We start from the raw sequence: 16,111 nt of genomic DNA, 5'->3' as shown, positions 1-16,111 counted from the left end.
GCATCGACGGCCCGCACATGGCCACGGTCGTCGGGCCGCCCGGGGAAGAGATCTACTGCGACGAGTGGGGCCGGGTCAAGGTGAGCTTCCCCTGGGACCGGGAGAGCGAGAACAACGAGTTCAGCTCCTGCTGGGTGCGTGTGTCACAGGGCTGGGCCGGCGGTAGCTGGGGCTCGATGGCTATCCCACGCATCGGCCAGGACGTGATCATCCAGTACGTCAACGCCGACCCCGACCAGCCGATGATCACCGGGCGTACCTATTGCGGAAACCAGCTGCCGCCGTACGACCTGCCCGAACACAAGACCCGCATGACCATCAAGAGCCAGACCCACAAGGGCGATGGCTTCAACGAGCTGCGCTTCGAGGACGAACTGGGACGACAGGAAGTCTTCATCCACGCAGAAAGAGACCAGAACAACATCGTCAAACACGATGAAACCACGCAAGTCGGGAACGACCGCACCGAGCGTGTCGAGAAGGATGAGACCCTTTCGATTGGCCAGGACCGTCGGGAAGAGATTGCCCGGGACGAGTCCGTCAATATCGGCCAGGACCGGGCCCACGAAATCGGCAATGACGATACCCTGACCATTGGCCGGAACCATACCATTATCACTGGCCAGGACCGCATCGAACAGGTCGGCAACCACCGCCAGGACGTCACCAAAGCCAATCACACGATAGAAATCGGTGGTCACTTGGAACAGAGCGTGGCCGGTCACAATACCTTGCAGGCCGGGGAAGCCATCCGCCACACAACCAAGGTCTATGACATCCAGGTCAGCGAAAGCCTGACTATCAGGAGTCCGGCCGGGTTGCTGCGCATAGATGGTGCCGGTATCACGTTGGACGGACTAGCACTGGCCTTAAAGGGTCCTGTCAGTCAGCAGGCCAAATGCAGCCAGCGCATGACATCGACCTTCGGCGTACCAGAGCCTGGCGAGCCCATTTGCTTGAGCTGCTTGCTGAAAGCGATTGCGGACGGCCACAACATGATTCGCATGGAAGGAACAAGCTGATGCCAAGCCCATTTATCAGGACTGTGGTGGAGGTGCTGCGCACCTCCGACCGCTATCGTCTGAGCGCGATCGTGGAAATGGCCAGCCTGTCACCCGGCGTGCAGGAAAAGTTGACCCGGCACTATGAGGACCGCTGCTGGCCGCTGCTGCAACAAACCCAGCTCCACAATCTGCGAACAGCAGGCCCTTGGCTATTCGGATCGCGGCCAGGCTCCGATGTGTCGGCCCAGTACGATTTTCAATGGCAACTCGAACAGCTTGCTTCGGGCGCGGTTTGCGGCTGGATCGTCAGCGCGTTACCAACTGCCCAACTTGCCCGGCATCTGAGCCACGCCAACATCGTGACGGGAGCTGACGGCCATTTGTACCTCCTGCGCTTCCACAACGCTGCAGCTTTGCGAGTGCTGGATACATATCGTGAGCTGCCAGGGATAAGCGAATGGTTGGCTCCCATCCATCACTGGTGGTCACCTGTAGCGCACCCGAACAAGCGGTTGTGGCTACAAGTATCCGGTGCTGATCAGCCTCCGTCCCTGCACCTCCCACAAATCACGCTAAACGAAGACTGTTGGGCTGAATTGGCGGGAGACCCGCTGAGCTATCAACTTGCCGAGCTGATCAAGGACGAGCCGTCCTGTGCAGCCTTGGCCACTGCTTGCCATGGAACACGGGTTGGTCTCATCCAGCACTACCTAGATCAGGCGCGCGAGCAAGGTTTGGACCGTGAGGAAGACCTCATCAGCTATGTGCTCATACTGGCTCGCCACGGCGAACAACTCAGTAGCTCACAAGCCTGGCAGGACGCGATTGTTGCAACGCGCGAACAGCAGACATCCCTGATGGACAACGTGCAGCGACGCCTGCACGCCAATAATTGAGGTACACAGCCATGGACTCGGTCACCGAAACCCTCGAACTTTGCAGACGCATCACCACCGGCTACCGCCCTGCACTGCGCAACAGCCCTGTCGCGGATTGCACCCGCCGTTTCGAACTGCTGCCCCTGCGCTACGCCGCCGTCGGTGGCAACCCGGCACAACGCGCCCGCTTGCCCAAATTGCCGGGCTACCTCAGCCCCTTTCAAGATGTCGGCGAGCTGACCCATTCTGACTATGCCATCCGCCCTTTGCGCGAAGGCTTTCTCTACCTGCTGATCAAGCGTCACAGCGAACCGGCCTATCAATGGCACAGCCAGTACCGCGTTGCACCCAACGGCTCGCTGCTGTACATCCGCGCCGACGCGCCTTGGGAATCCGCTCCCAACGCCGCCAACCTAGAGGAGATCATTCGCGGCTTTGGCTGGACTATCACTCTTTACGATCTGGATGACATCCAAGAACTGCGCCCTTTGTTCAGCCCTTCCCCACTGACCCCACGCATGCTCGACAACTATCGCCTACTTGAGGACGAGTATCGCAGTAGTCTACCGGCCATCGATATCGCCCAATTCATCCAGCCCTCCGATGCGCCGCCGCAAAACCATGTACTCAAGCACGATCAGCTTGGTTGGGTCGCCGACTTCAAAGCCCAGGAGGATTCAGACCTGAAAGCGCTGCTGGACATGCAGCCCTTCAACAACGATCAGATCGTCTCGCCACACGCGTCACGACAAGCCTTGGCACCGTTGGTTAACCAAACCAAACCCCGCGGCGCCGCAATCGTCATCGAAGACGCCATCGGTATCACCCAGGAGCTCAATGCCTGGCGCAATGCTGCCGTCGACGACGTAAAGACCAAGTGGCTGCGGCACTCCGTAGAACCAGGCGTGGACAACGAGCGAAGACTGCTAATCGCACAATCGTTCCTGGAGATCGAAAAGCTCTACCCGCAGATGATGGCCGACCGGATCGTCAAGCGCGAAGTCATGGCCGAGACCATTCGCAACCAGCCGGCTACGCCGGTGGAGTTCTATGCATTTTCTGATCGGGCTAGGCAACAGGCCGATGCGCATGATGAGAGGATGAGACCACAGCTTGAGAAGTTCGAGCGCGACGTCCGCGCCAAGGTCCAGTCCCGTCAGGATAGCGGTGAATTCAGCAAGAAGTTCGACCAGAAATACGGCCATCTGGTCGATCGGCAGGCGATGCACGATCAGCTGGAAAGTTTCGAGCAGGCCATGCAACAGGCCCAACAGGAGACAGAGGATCGGGCCAAGGATCATGCCCGCTGGTTGATCAGTGAACGCCTGCTACAGGCCTTGGACCGTTACGACAATGCCGACCTGATCAATGGCCTAGCCTTTGCCGAACAGACCGGCCAGTGCGTGATCGGCATGGAGCTCAGTGAATGGGGAACGACCGTGCTGGACCACTGGTGGCGCAGTGACGTTGCTGATCGGAGCAACCTGGCGATACGGGGTATCACGTACAACCAGGATGACATTCGTGATGCGCTCGCGACGCTGCGGGAAGCGGCCATGGCCAAACCACCGTCGGAATCATGGTTTGTGCTGCGTGAGTCACTTGTCCGGCAAGCACACATTGCGGCGAATGCTTTCGGGCGCGCCAACGCTTTATATGAAGAACTGCAGAACAGAAACAGCCACGCTAGCATCGGTCTATACGCCTGGTACGTGGCACTGGGCCGACAGGTACTGCGTACCGGAGCCCCCAACAGTATGGACCGTGCCCTGCACCATGGCCTGCGCCTGACGCTGTTTGCTTCGGTACATGAGACAGCTGTCGACATACGCCTAAGTGATGCGGCTCGTAGCGGGCAGCCATTGAATCCGCAGCGCAGCGCTGGCCAGGCAGGACGTTACTTGGACCAGGCCTGGGCCGAAGGATTGATGCAAGCCAATAAGAGCGACTTCTACAAAGTACGTGTCTCCAGTCTTGTATGCCTGCTGGAAGGGATGCTGATGGCGTTCAAGGCCCGCGAACTGCCTGGCAGTGATGTACGGATTAAGACCGAACTCATGGCAGCCGCCATGACCACGGCTGCGGCGGGTTTCGAGATTGGGGCCAGCTATGTGGAACAGGTGGTGACGCGTTACGGCGCAAATAGCGTGACCGGTAGAGGTGCAGTTGCGACCTTGGGGAGGCTGAAACTCTGGGGCGCCGGATTAGCGGGGATGGGTGGGTTCGTACTGGCTTGGTGGGACTTCGCCGACGGGGTAAAAAGTCACACTCAACCTAGTGCCTCAACGAAATCGTGGACATTGAGTGGGGCCTATTTTACGCGCGCACTGGCTACACTCGCTTTATCTGTCGGAGAATTGGGAACTGCCATAGGAATAGCTAAGCCCCTCTTCGATCGCCTCACGATCAATAACCAGAGCAAACTCATACGTCTTGTAGGGCGATCATTAAGCAGCCTGGCTACTAGACTGGGCACGCAGGCGGCTCGTTTGCTGTTAACCAAATTAATTTTAGGAGCGTTCTGGGTAGGCTTGCTCCTAACTACCATCATTTTCTTGCTCGAGGACGATGCGCTGGAAAAGTGGTGCAAGCGAAGCAGCTATCGTTTGGATAAAAGCTCTAAACCTTACGATGAACGAGAAGAGTTAGCAGCCCTGCACTCAGCTTTCAGCGAGGTCCTTTGATGTATCTTATCGAGCGGGGGCTGTGGGAGATGGCAATTGAATCAAAAGCGAAGCGTAAGGTATTTGACGCGCAGAGAAGCTTGATTGAAAAGCGAGCTGACAAGGATTCCAATGAAAATGACATGAGCAAACAAATACACTTCAACAGTGTCAGCGAAAAACCCAATGCACGCGGCCCGATATTTTCTTTTAACGATACATATATGGAAATGCGCTGTGGCGGGTCAGAAGAAAAACGCGGCATCATCACTATAATGACGCTTGGCAGTTTAGTTCCGATGACTTACGCATGGCTGAAGATAACATTGAGCTCCGTCTACACCAACATAACTCAACCCGACTTCCTTTCTGTGTTCTCGGTCCTTTTCAGCACATACATGCTATCAATAGGCGGAGCCGTTTATTATTTTTATGCCAAATACGGATTTCGTTTTACGCGACTAGAAATGCTTACCAGTCGCCACTTGCTCATTCGCTTCAATCGAAAAACCCAGCAAGTTCACCTCCATAGACCAAGCTGCTGCGGCGGTATAGCTACATTCCCCTGGAGAACAACCGGAAGCACAGGCGTCAAACCCGAAGACGACTCCCTCAGCGCGGGCATGAGGCTGTGCCTGGTCTGGCACCCCAGCCACACCGGCCTCCCTCACATGGAAATGGCCCTACTCGGCAAGCAAGGCCAAGGCGGTAGTGAACTTCGGGACGAGTGGGAATTCATTCGCCGCTATATGGAAGATGGCCCACATGCCGTCCCCCGTCCCCGTCTGAGCACCCAACTCCCCTCGCTCGTCCAGGCATTCGGTGCCCAGTTCGAAGGATTGGGTCGCTTCTTCCGGAAAAGCAGCTGGCTGTTCAAAGTCGTCCTGCTCTTGGTTTGTCCCGCCTTCGTCATCATCGGAACCGGCCATTGGCTGAGCCTGCTGTTGTGCTGGCGACCGCGCTGGCCGAAGGTGATCCGCGAAGCTGGAATGCCCGGCAAGCCCGTTCCAGCGGTGACAACGCTGAGCGACTACCCACCTGCGATCCAGGAGCGCCTGCTCGCCAATGCCGATCGCTGGCATCTCAAACCCGGCAAGCGTTCAGAGAAAAAGCCACGCAAATTACGTACGCCGAGATCGAAGGTGTAGCGACCGAGTAGCTGATGCTACGAATGGGTCGGCACCACCTGCCCCAGTCCCCAACCTTGGGGGCACGGTGCCCAACGGCAAATACTTGCCAAGGCCTTCGCAAGAGAATTGGATCCCTTGCCCTGTAAGGGCTACAGCATGTTTTTCCCGGCTTGGCACGCCTATTGCCGATCTCCTGCCAGACGCCCCAAGTCCATGGGCCCGTTTGCAGGAGGAAATGACTCATGCACCGACCGATACCCCACCCGCTGGCAGTGGCGATTTTCGCCGGCATGCTCCAGCTTCCGGCGCAGGCTGCCTTGAACGCTGTCGACCCTGGCGCCTATGTTCCCGCCAACGGCGGGTTCCCCGCCTGGTACCAGGACAGCCATGGTCGTACCCTCGACCTGTGCCTGACCAAGGCCGTCAGCTCGCGAGTGCCTGGCGCGCCCGGCGCACCGTCGTACATGTGCACGCTGCTGCCTACCCCCGGCGTGTTCGACGATACCCAACCCATCGTCTTCCCCACCAACTTCCCTGACGAGGCGTTCTGGTTCACCGCCGATGCCGCCATCGTCGACGCCACCCGCGGCATCGACCTCAGCTACGGCACCGCCATCGAAGCGGCCTTTGCCGCTGAAGAACCGGTCGACGGCGACCAGGTCAGCTTCGCCCGGGTGCGTATCCGGGTCGATGTACCAACCGCCGGCACCTATGTGGTCACTCACCCATACGGCGTTGACGTGTTCGACGTACCTGCGGGCGGGCGCCGGGCAATCAACATGACTCGCGACATCGGCATTGCCGGCGCTGGCGACTTCACTGGCGCCCTGAAAGGCGATGTCGGGCCATTCCTGCGCAGCGTCAACGGCCCCTACACCGAAGGCAGCGAGCGCTTCATCGGCGACCCGAACCTGGAAGAACGGGTGACCGGCAGCCCGTTCAATACCAACTACGTACGCATCGAAGGCCCCGGTGGCATCGACCTGCGCACCGAGCTGTTCGCGGTCTCGGGCAAGCTTTCCGAAGTGGCCCTGCCAACCCCGCTGATGCCGCAACGCAGTACCTACTCGCGGCATACCGAGAACGGCGACCTGCACGCGCAGCAGGACATCTTCGTGATGGCCCCACCGCCACCGGCCAGCGTCGCCCTGACCAGCCAGACACCAAACCTGAACCTCACCGAGGCCAACGGTACCGGTGCCTGGTACGCCCAGTCGGTGCTCGACCCGGCCGCCGGGTCGATCCTGACGCTGACCGCCGACAACAGCGTGGCGATCCCTACCAGCAGCCTGACCACCGCCAACGTGCCGCTGACCGACCTGGTTACCATCACCCAGGCTCAGTACCGCCTGTCCACCGGCGAGCTGACCCTGGTGGCCAGCACCAGCGACGAAACCACGCCGCCAGTGCTCACCGCACATACCGGCAACGGCGCGCTGATCGGCAATCTGAGCGGCACTGGCGCCGTGAAGACGCTGAGCACCAGCCTGTCACCCATCCCGCCGGCCAAGGTGCAGGTCACCAGTACCAACGGCGGTAGCGACACCGAAGACGTGGTGCTGGTGCCATGAACAGACAAAGGCTCAGCCTTCAAGGAGGCAGCATGAACACTTGGTCGCGCCGTGCGCTGTTGGCCGCCGGTCTCTCCCTTACCGTTACCAGCGCCGCGTTTGCCGCGCTGTCCGATGTCGACCCGGGGCCCTACACCTTCGCCACCGGTGGCTATCCGATGTGGTACAAGGACAGCCTCGACCAGTCCCTGGAGCTGTGCCAGTCCCGTGCCACCAGTACACGTGCGCCGGGCGCGCCAGGGGCACCAGCCTACATGTGTACCCTGCTACCCGAGCCTGGCATCTATGACGATGCCCTGCCGCTGGTGTTCCCGGACAACTGGCCGCCAGAGATGTTCTGGTTCCTGGCTGAAACCGACATCCCACAGGTGGGCAACAGCGGCTATGAGCTGGAGGTTTATGTAGCCGGGGTGGAGGCAGCCTTCGCCGCCGAAAACCCGGTCGATGGTGACCAGCAAAGCTTCGCCCGGATCCGTATCCGTGCTTCGGTCCCAAGCACCGGTACCTACACCATCACCCACCCTTACGGGGTGGAGACGGTCAACGTCACCACGCCAGGCCGACGGGCAATCAACATCACCCGCGACATCGGCATCGGCGCACCGGGCAACTTCCGGGGCGCGCTGGCGGGGGCGATCGGCCCCTGGCTGAAGGGTGTTGGTGGGCCTTATACCGCGGTCAACCCCGATACCGGCGCCATCGAAACCTACATCGGCGACCCCAATATCACCGAAGCGGTGACCGGCAGCCCCTTCAACACCAACTTCGTGCGCATCCAAGGCCCCGCTGGCACCATCCAGACCAACACCTTCACCGTTTCCGGCAAGGTACTGGACCAACGTGCCCAGACCCCGGTCAGCCTGGAGCGCGCCACCTATTCGCGCAATGCCACCGGCACCCGTACGGAAGTATTCGCAAAGGCGCCTAGCGCAGCCAGCTTGTGCATGCGCAATGGCATCGCCCTGGTCGGCACCCCGCCTTCGCCGTGCCAGTACACCCTCACCACCGACAACAACGGGCTGTTCTTCCACCAGCAGCTCAGCCAGGAAGCACCGCCTGCGGTGGTGGTGGTCACCGCCAGCGACAACGCCGGCGGAACCCAGCCGACCGCGCTGTCGAGCAAGCTCACCGACGTGGTCAAGGTCAGCACCGCACGCTACGACTGGGCCAACAAGCGCCTGCTGATCGAGGCCAGTTCCAGTGACGAGGTAGCGGTCCCCGACCTGCTCGCCCAGGGCTATGGTCGCCTGTCCAAGGCGGGCACGCTGCAGAGCCTGACCGTCAACGACGTGCCGCAGCCACCAGCCACCATCACGGTCAAATCGGCACGTGGTGGCAGCGATGTCGAACCGGTGGTCGTGGTCGGCAACGCGCCGGTCGAGGCGGCCAACCAGCCACCGCTGGCCCAGGCCGATATCGGCAGCACCAGCGTCGGCATCCCGATCACCCTCAACCTGCTGCAGAACGACAGCGACCCGGATGGCAACGTGCCGCTGACCATCAGCGACCTGACCCAGCCCGGTACAGGCCTTGGCGGCGTGGTGATGAACGGCACCACCTCGGTCACCTACACCCCGCCAGCCGGGGCCACGCAACCCGTGGTGGCCACCTTCAGTTACCGGGCGGTGGACGCCAAGGGCCTGAAGTCGGAACCGGCCACGGTCACCGTCAACGTAGCACCTAACCGGGCCCCAACCGCCAACCCGGAAACCGTCGCTACCCTGGGCGTGCCATTGACCATCAACGTGCTGGCCAACGACACCGATCCGGAAGGCAACCTGCCGCTGACTGTCCCCGCTGCCTCCCTCACCCAGCCGGCTGCCGGCCGGGGCACCGTCAGCACCGACGGCACCGCAGTGACCTACACCCCACCGGCCACGGTGACCTCGGCCTTCACTACCACCTTCACCTACCAGGCTCGTGACTCGCTGGGGGCCCTGTCCAACTCCGGCACGGTTACCGTCAACGTGTCACCACGGCCTGCCGCCGAAACCTTCACGGTCACGGCTGCCACGGTCACGGCACGCTCCAACAACCGTTACAACTGGGACCTCAGCGGCACCTCGTCGGTCACCACCGGCAACACCGTCACCGTGCGGGTAACCACCACTACCGGCGTGCAGACCCTTGGCACTGCCACGGTAGCGCTGACCGGCCGCTGGCGACTGGCGGTGAGCAATAGCACCACGATCATCCCGACTGCGGCACCGACGGCGACGATCACCACCAGCCAGGGCACCACACGCACCGTCAACGTAACCGTGCAGTAAAGGCCGGAGGTTGCAATGAAATGCCTGTATTCCCTGCTGCTCGGCCTGGCCCTGGCGGGCCAGGCCTGCTGGGCCGAGGACCTGCTGGACAATGCCGACCTCGCGCCCGGCAACGACCTCGGCGAACCGGTGATCATCCGCCTGCTGCCGGCCGGCGCCGGCCAGGCTGCGGTGGTCGAGCAGCAAGGCGCGGGCAACCGCGCCGCCCTCGACCAGAACGGCCAAGCCCTGCTGGGCCGCATCGTCCAGGCCGGTGGCGCGCAAGAAGCGTACATCTTGCAGGAAGGTAGTGACCTGATGGCCATCATCAGCCAACAGGGAAATGGCAACACCGCGTCGATCCGCCAGACCGGCAGCAGCAACAGCGCGGCCATCGAGCAGATCGGCAACGACAACAGCGCCAGCATCGTGCAGGCGGGCACAGGCCTCACCAGCTCCGTGACCCAGGCCGGCAATGGCCAGCACGTTCAGATCACCCAATACCGATAGACCTGGAGGCACCCCCATGTACAAGCTCGCTCCGTTAAGTGCCGCCATCGTCCTGGCCCTTGCAGGTCAGGCCATGGCTGCTGACAGCACCTCGTCGCAGACCCAGGACGGCAAGGAAAACATCGCCGAGGTCAGCCAGTCCCTGGCGCCATTCGCCTCGGCCACCCAGACCCAGACCGGCAAGGGCAACAACCACCTTGCGGTGCAGTCGGAGAGCACCAGCGATATCCAGCAGAGCGCCAACGGCCAGTACAACGCAGGCTACGCCGACCAGCTGTTCGAGAACGGCAGCCAGATCACCCAGCATGCCGGTGGCAGCTACAACGATGCATTCGCCAGCCAGTCGCTGGGCCTGGGCAACCAAGCGTTGCAAACCCAGCAAGGCGCCGAAAACGCCTCGACCGTGTGGCAGGACAGCCAGGAAGGCAGCAAGGCCACCACCTGGCAATCCGGCCAGCGCAACGAAGCCTTCATCGAGCAGACCTTTGGTGGCAGCAACAACCGCAGCAGCATCAACCAGGTCGGCCAGGACAACTACGCCGCCGCCGAGCACCTGAACTACGTCGATGGCGATATCCAGGTCTACCAGGAGGGCAAGGGCAACTGGGCGTATGGCGACCAGCGCGACGGCACCGGCGGCGCCATCGGCATTGGCCAGTACGGTGGCGGCAACTCGGTGGAAGTGTGGCAGGACAACCAGACCGCCAGCCAGGCATCGGTGACCCAGTCCGGCCAGCTGAACGAAGGCTATATCGACCAGAGCTTCGGCACCAACAACACGGTCAGCCTGTCGCAACAGGGCACGGCCAACGCCAGCTGGTCGGACCAGTTCGAAACCAACAACTCGACCACCACCATCACCCAGACCGGTAGCAACAACCTGCATTTCACCTACCAGAACGGTGAAAACCTCAACCTGACCATCAACACCAAGGGCAATGGCAACAGCGTCACCGCCAGCAACTGGAAAGGCGCCAAGATGGGCGGCCAGTTCGGTACCAACCAGAACGCCACCATCAACCAGAACGGCAATGGCAACGGCGTCAACCTGACCCAGAACGGTGACAACCAACTGGCGACGCTGACCCAGAAAGGCACCGGCAACCAGATGGAGACCAAGCAGGCCGACATGAACAACGAGCTGTACTTCGAGCAGAACGGCACTGACAACATCCTGATCGCCGACCAGCGTGGCACCGAAAACTATGCCTATGGCAACAGCCAGGGCAACGGCAACGTCATCAACCTGGACCAGTCCGGCTACAGCAACCAGAGCTACACCAATCAGCTGTACGGTGGCGGCAACGAAGCCAATATCAAGCAGGTTGACAGCTACAACATCGCCTACGTGACCCAGGGAGGCCAGGGCAACAAGGCGTATGTCGACCAGAGCGGTGTCACCCAGACCGCGACCATTACCCAGCTGGGTAGCGCGAACGTGGCCACTGTGACCCAGCAATAGATCGCTCCCCCCTTGAACCGCGGTGCTCCTCTCCCTGGTGCCGCGGTTCCTTTTTATTCCTGTCAGAACGGCGTTTTCTTGCCGACCTGTTCGCGGGCACGCCCGCTCCCACAGGTACCCCACTGCCATCAAAGCCTGCGCCAACCCTGTGGGAGCGGGCATGCCCGCGAATAGGCCAAACCTGCCAAGCGCATTACAATGGTCCCCAGCCAAAGCCGATACCCAATCCCATGATCCAGTCCGACCTCGACCTGTTCGGCTCCCAGCCGCAACGCCTGGCCAGCCACACCGTGCTGCTGCCCGGCTTCGCCCTGGCCGAGATCGAGGCCGTGCTCGATGCCCTGCGCCCGGTGCTGCGTGCCGCGCCGTTCCGGCACATGCATACCCCGGGTGGCCTGCGCATGGCGGTAGGGCTGACCAACTGCGGCACGTTGGGTTGGGTCAGTGATGAACACGGCTACCGCTACAGCCCCAGCGACCCGCTCAGTGGCAAACCCTGGCCCGCCCTGCCCCCGGTGTTGCTCGAGCTGGCCGCCCGCGCCGCTGCCATGGCCGGGTTCGACGGTTTCGTACCGGATGCCTGCCTGGTCAACCACTACCTGCCGGGCACCCGCCTGAGCCTGCACCAGGACCGTGACGAGCAGGACTTCGGCCAGCCGATCGTGTCGGTTTCGCTGGGCTTGCCGGCGGTGTTCCTGTTCGGTGGATTGCAGCGCGCCGACAAGACCCAGCGCATCCCGCTGAACCATGGCGATGTGCTGGTCTGGGGCGGCGAAGACCGCTTGCGCTTTCACGGCGTGCTCCCGATCAAGCCTGGCGTGCATCCGCGCCTGGGTGAACGGCGGATCAACCTGACCTTGCGCAAGGCCGGTGGCTGAACCGGACCAACGGCCGGCCACCCGGCGCAAAAAATGATGAACGCGCATGAAACGCGTTGAACATCTTGGCCAGGCAAGCTTCAAACGATAAGCCACGCCTTCTTCAGCCTGGAGCTCGCCATGCCCTGCCAGCCCTGTTTCCCGCCCCCTCACAGCGGAGCCGCGCGCCGATGAAAATGCCCTGCCGCGCGCCCAATGCCTCAGTACAACTCGATTACGTACGCGATACCCTGTTCGGCCCGGTGGCACAAAGCGTGGAGTGCCAATGCCAGCTCGCGGCCCTCAACCTGCAAGGCCGCCCAGGCCTGCGCCTGCACATTTGCCCGCCGCTGCCCGACAAGGTCGACCGTGCCCACAGCGTGGCCTTCGTCTGGGACGGGCGCAGCTACCACGGTGTGGTCCGCGATCAAGGCAAATGCGGTGATGGCGGCCTGAACCTGCTGCTGGAACTGCTGTAAGACGATCAACGGCGATCAACCCGGCTGAACCCGCACGGCGCGGCATGTCTCCATAGCAAAAGGGCCCAGACCTGCCGGAAAACGGAGAACGCCAATGAACAGCCCGTTGCTCAAGCTCTTCACTCACCCCGCCGACGCCTGGCTGGAAATTCGTCGGGCCGAGGAAGACCACCCGCAGCAATATCTGCCGCGCCTGCTGGCCCTGGCCTTGATCCCCGCGGTGTGCCTGTTCGTCGGCACCACCACCTTTGGCTGGAGCCTGGCGGCCGAGGAACGCGTACGCCTGAGCATGGCCAGCGCAGCGCAACTGGCGGGCCTGCTGTATGCCACCACGGTCGTCGGGGTGATGTTGATGGGCATGATGATCCGCTGGATGTCGCGCGGTTTCGATGCACAGCCCAGCCTCAACCAGTGCATCGGCTTTGCCGCCTACTGCGCCACGCCTTGGTTCTTTGCCGGGGTGGTCGGCCTGCTGCCGATCCGCTGGCTGGCGCTGGCGGCACTGCTGGCAGCCTCGGCGTATGCCAGCGTGTTGCTGTATGGCGGGCTGCAGACCTTCCTGAGACTGAAGAAAGAACAGGCCATGCTGTTCGCAACCTGCGTGTGGGGGGTGGGGTTACTGCTGCTGGTGACCATCCTGGTGGCGATGATCCTGTTCTGGTTCAACGGCCTGATGCCGGAATATGTGCGCCCGGCCAGCCTGGGCTGACCGGGGCGCGGCAGACGCCTCAGGCGATCGCCTTGAGTGGCGCCGGGTGGCTGTCACGCAGCGCATGCAACTGCCCCACCAGGTTGACCAGGTCGCGGCAACTGTTGAGGCTTTGCAGGGGGACCCCGCTCAGGGTCACGCCCTCATCGAGACTCTGGCCCTGACCCAGGCGGATGGTCAGGTTGGCGCCGTCCGTGCAGCTGACTTCACAACGGTCGGGCAGGCAGGCCTGCTCGATCATCTGCCGCATTTCTAGCATCGAAACTCCTATCAACGACATGGTACGACCCTCTCTTTGGGATGGCCTGTTGTGTGAGTACGCCTTTGTCGGGCGAGGCGCCAATTGATATTGCGCATGCCGGGGCAGGCATCCATGCGCCTGGGCAATGAGCATGCAGCGGATCCTCTAGCACCTTAGTGGAAGATTGCCTGGGCAGGCCGCGCGTTCGAACGCACTGGCAGACTTAGCGACGAGCGGTCCCGGCAGGCCCCAACGATGCCCAAAGATGCTGCGCCGCATAGGCCCGCCACGGTCGCCAGGCCAGGGATCGTTGCGCCAGTTGGGCGTCGTCGCCTTCGAGCAGGCGCAACGCCTTGATCAGCGCCACGTCGCCCAGCGGCAAGGCATCGGCCGCGCCGGCCTGGCGCAACGCCAGGTAATGCGCGCTCCACGGGCCGATACCTTTGATCTGGCACAGGTTGCGCAGCAGTTCATCCAGCACTTGCCCGCGGCGGAGCAACCCCGGCTCGGCGAGCAATGCATTGGCCAGCGTACCCAGAGTGGCGGCGCGCGCCCGCGGCATGCCCATGCCAACGAACTGCGCAGCCGCCAATACCGGTAACGCCGGGAACACGTGGCTCAGGCCCGGTGCGGGCAAACGCAAGGGCACGCCATAGCGGTGCACCAGGCGGCCGGCCAAGGTAATGGCCCCGGCCACACTGACCTGCTGGCCCAGCACAGTGCGCATGGCCTGCTCGCAAGCGTCCCAGCCTTGCGGCACGCGCAGGCCGGGGCGTTCCTGTAGCAGGCGGGCCATCAGTGGATCGCGAGACAGTTCGGCAGTGATGCGCGCGGGGTCGGCATCGAGGTCGAAGAACCGCCTCAGCCTTGCGATCAGGCCGGGCAGCGCGCGGGTCGGGACGCCTTCAAGGCAGACCCGCAGGTACTGGCTGCCCGAAGGGGTAGCGTGCAACACGGCGTGGCGGCCGGCAGTTACCAAGGTACGGCGGTAGGTGCCGTCGAGACAGGTCTCGATGCCGGGGATGCAGCGGGCAGAGAGGAAGGCCAGGGTCGAGGGCCAGTGGTAAGGGGCATGGTAGCGCAGCCACAGGGTGTGGCGGCCAGGGGTGGGCAATGATCGGCGCACGGCGTGCAGGGCTGTAAGCTTGGGCATGGCTGCATCATGCCAGCAAATGTAGTACCTGTACCGGCCCTATCGCCGGCAAGCCAGCTCCCACAGGTACAGCGAAAACCTCGAGAGCAATGCTGTACCTGTGGGAGCTGGGTACAGCGACAACCTCGAGAGCAAAGCTGTGCCTGGGAGCTGGGTACAGCGACACCCTAGAGAGCAATGCTGTGCCTGTGGGAGCTGGCTTGCCGGCGATAAGGCCGGACAAGCCATTCAATCAACCAGGATCAATGCGCCGCACCGTCCCGTGCATCCTGCATCTGCCCGAACCGCCCGGCATGGAAGTCGTCGAACGACTCGGCAATTTCTGCCTGGCTGTTCATCACGAACGGGCCATAACCCACGATCGGCTCGTCGATCGGTTCACCGCTGAGCAACAGCAGGCTGGCGCCTTCCAGTGCTTCGACGGCTACATCCTCACCGGCGCGGTCAAGTAGCACCAGGCTCGATGGGCCGGCTTCGCGCTCGCCGTTGATCCGCACGTTGCCGCGCAACACCACCAGCGCCGCATTGCGCCCGGCGGCAACCGGCAACTGCAAGGCTGCACCGGCATTCAGGCGCAGGTCCCAGACATCCATGGCGGTAAAGGTCTGCGCCGGCCCTGAATGCCCACGATAGTCACCTGCGATCACCCGCAGGCTGCCGCCCTCGCCATCCAGCGCCACCACCGGGATGTCCTCGGCCAGCAGCGTCTGGTAGCCAGCCGCTGCGCGCTTGTCCCGGGCCGGCAGGTTGACCCACAGCTGCACCATCTCCAGGGTACCGCCAGTGCGGGCGAAGCCTGGGGAATGGAACTCTTCATGGATGATGCCATTGGCAGCAGTCATCCACTGCACGTCACCTGGGCCGATCAAGCCGCCAGCGCCGGTGGAGTCACGGTGCTCCAGTTCGCCCTGGTAAACGATGGTCACGGTTTCGAAACCGCGGTGCGGATGCTGGCCAACGCCACGCCGCGCACTGGTGGGGGTGAAGTCGTGAGGGCCGGCATAGTCCAGCAGCAGGAACGGGCTGATCTTGCTGGCCAGGTTGTCGTAGGTGAACAGGCTGCGCACCGGAAACCCATCACCTACCCAGTGGGCGTGAGGGCTGCGGTGAATACCCAGAATCGTTTTCATGAGAAGGCTCCTCTCTTGGTTGAGATAACCTTATCAATGATGCCAATCAGGCGGTAGCAGGCTTGTTTGGCATTC

Annotated in this window: 14 protein-coding genes; 11 read left to right on the top strand and 3 right to left on the bottom strand. The window is 62.3% G+C overall.

Translation table 11 applies throughout. The annotated features are described in order from the left end of the window. From J5M58_RS14555 to J5M58_RS14505, 11 genes are all read left to right on the top strand, one after another. A partial coding sequence (locus J5M58_RS14555; protein WP_207878561.1) for a type VI secretion system Vgr family protein occupies positions 1 to 1,022 on the top strand: 1,022 nt, incomplete at its 5' end. Next, a complete protein-coding gene (locus tag J5M58_RS14550; protein ID WP_207878559.1) occupies positions 1,022 to 1,900 on the top strand; it encodes a DUF4123 domain-containing protein in 879 nt (292 codons plus the stop codon). The genes J5M58_RS14555 and J5M58_RS14550, both read left to right, overlap by 1 nt. A gap of 11 nt (positions 1,901 to 1,911) precedes the next feature. Next, the gene (locus tag J5M58_RS14545) at positions 1,912 to 4,566 is read left to right on the top strand and encodes a T6SS effector BTH_I2691 family protein (protein WP_207878557.1); all 2,655 of its coding nucleotides are present in this window, start codon (positions 1,912 to 1,914) and stop codon (positions 4,564 to 4,566) included. Further along, positions 4,566 to 5,693, top strand: a complete 1,128-nt coding sequence (locus J5M58_RS14540) for a DUF6708 domain-containing protein (RefSeq protein WP_207878555.1) — start codon at positions 4,566 to 4,568, stop codon at positions 5,691 to 5,693. The genes J5M58_RS14545 and J5M58_RS14540 overlap by 1 nt, the downstream gene beginning before the upstream one ends. Before the next feature lie 224 nt (positions 5,694 to 5,917). Further along, positions 5,918 to 7,246, top strand: a complete 1,329-nt coding sequence (locus J5M58_RS14535; protein WP_112252451.1) for a hypothetical protein — start codon at positions 5,918 to 5,920, stop codon at positions 7,244 to 7,246. A gap of 32 nt (positions 7,247 to 7,278) precedes the next feature. Continuing rightward, positions 7,279 to 9,516 carry an Ig-like domain-containing protein gene (locus J5M58_RS14530; RefSeq protein WP_207878553.1) on the top strand — a complete coding sequence of 746 codons (2,238 nt, stop codon included), beginning with the start codon at positions 7,279 to 7,281 and terminating at the stop codon, positions 9,514 to 9,516. Between the two features lie 15 nt (positions 9,517 to 9,531). After that, the gene (locus J5M58_RS14525) at positions 9,532 to 10,005 is read left to right on the top strand and encodes a curlin (RefSeq protein ID WP_112252452.1); all 474 of its coding nucleotides are present in this window, start codon (positions 9,532 to 9,534) and stop codon (positions 10,003 to 10,005) included. Positions 10,006 to 10,021: 16 nt separating this feature from the next. After that, positions 10,022 to 11,467: a curlin gene (locus tag J5M58_RS14520; protein ID WP_207878551.1), complete on the top strand. Its 1,446-nt coding sequence runs from the start codon at positions 10,022 to 10,024 to the stop codon at positions 11,465 to 11,467. A gap of 230 nt (positions 11,468 to 11,697) precedes the next feature. Then, entirely contained in the window at positions 11,698 to 12,345 is a 648-nt protein-coding gene (gene alkB / locus J5M58_RS14515) for a DNA oxidative demethylase AlkB (RefSeq protein ID WP_112252454.1), read from the top strand. Between the two features lie 170 nt (positions 12,346 to 12,515). Next, complete coding sequence (locus J5M58_RS14510) at positions 12,516 to 12,803, top strand: hypothetical protein (RefSeq protein ID WP_085624798.1); 288 nt, start codon at positions 12,516 to 12,518, stop codon at positions 12,801 to 12,803. A gap of 94 nt (positions 12,804 to 12,897) precedes the next feature. Next, the gene (locus J5M58_RS14505) at positions 12,898 to 13,512 is read left to right on the top strand and encodes a Yip1 family protein (RefSeq protein WP_112252455.1); all 615 of its coding nucleotides are present in this window, start codon (positions 12,898 to 12,900) and stop codon (positions 13,510 to 13,512) included. A 19-nt stretch (positions 13,513 to 13,531) separates the two neighbouring features. On the opposite strand, the gene J5M58_RS14500 is transcribed toward J5M58_RS14505, so the two are convergent. The 3 genes from J5M58_RS14500 to J5M58_RS14490 all read right to left on the bottom strand — a co-directional run bounded on the left by J5M58_RS14500 (position 13,532) and on the right by J5M58_RS14490 (position 16,036). After that, complete coding sequence (locus J5M58_RS14500) at positions 13,532 to 13,792, bottom strand: DUF1652 domain-containing protein (RefSeq protein ID WP_085692506.1); 261 nt, start codon at positions 13,790 to 13,792, stop codon at positions 13,532 to 13,534. Positions 13,793 to 13,976: 184 nt separating this feature from the next. Continuing rightward, positions 13,977 to 14,906, bottom strand: coding sequence for an AlkA N-terminal domain-containing protein (locus J5M58_RS14495; RefSeq protein ID WP_207878549.1), 930 nt, complete (start codon positions 14,904 to 14,906; stop codon positions 13,977 to 13,979). Between the two features lie 242 nt (positions 14,907 to 15,148). Then, positions 15,149 to 16,036 (bottom strand): pirin family protein, encoded by an 888-nt coding sequence (locus J5M58_RS14490; protein ID WP_207878547.1) that lies wholly within the window; start codon positions 16,034 to 16,036, stop codon positions 15,149 to 15,151. Between the last annotated feature and the right edge of the window lie 75 nt (positions 16,037 to 16,111).

The organism is Pseudomonas sp. 32_A, assembly GCF_017490905.1.
Lineage (GTDB): Bacteria > Pseudomonadota > Gammaproteobacteria > Pseudomonadales > Pseudomonadaceae > Aquipseudomonas > Aquipseudomonas inefficax.
This window is presented reverse-complemented; position numbering and strand designations above follow the sequence as displayed.

What these genes read in the sequence shown, in the direction of transcription:
- J5M58_RS14510 (WP_085624798.1), top strand. Translation starts at nt 12,516, where the DNA reads ATGAAAATGCCCTGCCGCGCGCCCAATGCCTCAGTACAACTCGATTAC.
- J5M58_RS14520 (WP_207878551.1), top strand. Translation starts at nt 10,022, where the DNA reads ATGTACAAGCTCGCTCCGTTAAGTGCCGCCATCGTCCTGGCCCTTGCA.
- J5M58_RS14530 (WP_207878553.1), top strand. Translation starts at nt 7,279, where the DNA reads ATGAACACTTGGTCGCGCCGTGCGCTGTTGGCCGCCGGTCTCTCCCTT.
- J5M58_RS14500 (WP_085692506.1), bottom strand. Translation starts at nt 13,792, where the DNA reads ATGTCGTTGATAGGAGTTTCGATGCTAGAAATGCGGCAGATGATCGAG.
- alkB (WP_112252454.1), top strand. Translation starts at nt 11,698, where the DNA reads ATGATCCAGTCCGACCTCGACCTGTTCGGCTCCCAGCCGCAACGCCTG.
- J5M58_RS14495 (WP_207878549.1), bottom strand. Translation starts at nt 14,906, where the DNA reads ATGCCCAAGCTTACAGCCCTGCACGCCGTGCGCCGATCATTGCCCACC.
- J5M58_RS14540 (WP_207878555.1), top strand. Translation starts at nt 4,566, where the DNA reads ATGTATCTTATCGAGCGGGGGCTGTGGGAGATGGCAATTGAATCAAAA.
- J5M58_RS14525 (WP_112252452.1), top strand. Translation starts at nt 9,532, where the DNA reads ATGAAATGCCTGTATTCCCTGCTGCTCGGCCTGGCCCTGGCGGGCCAG.
- J5M58_RS14545 (WP_207878557.1), top strand. Translation starts at nt 1,912, where the DNA reads ATGGACTCGGTCACCGAAACCCTCGAACTTTGCAGACGCATCACCACC.
- J5M58_RS14550 (WP_207878559.1), top strand. Translation starts at nt 1,022, where the DNA reads ATGCCAAGCCCATTTATCAGGACTGTGGTGGAGGTGCTGCGCACCTCC.
- J5M58_RS14505 (WP_112252455.1), top strand. Translation starts at nt 12,898, where the DNA reads ATGAACAGCCCGTTGCTCAAGCTCTTCACTCACCCCGCCGACGCCTGG.
- J5M58_RS14535 (WP_112252451.1), top strand. Translation starts at nt 5,918, where the DNA reads ATGCACCGACCGATACCCCACCCGCTGGCAGTGGCGATTTTCGCCGGC.
- J5M58_RS14490 (WP_207878547.1), bottom strand. Translation starts at nt 16,036, where the DNA reads ATGAAAACGATTCTGGGTATTCACCGCAGCCCTCACGCCCACTGGGTA.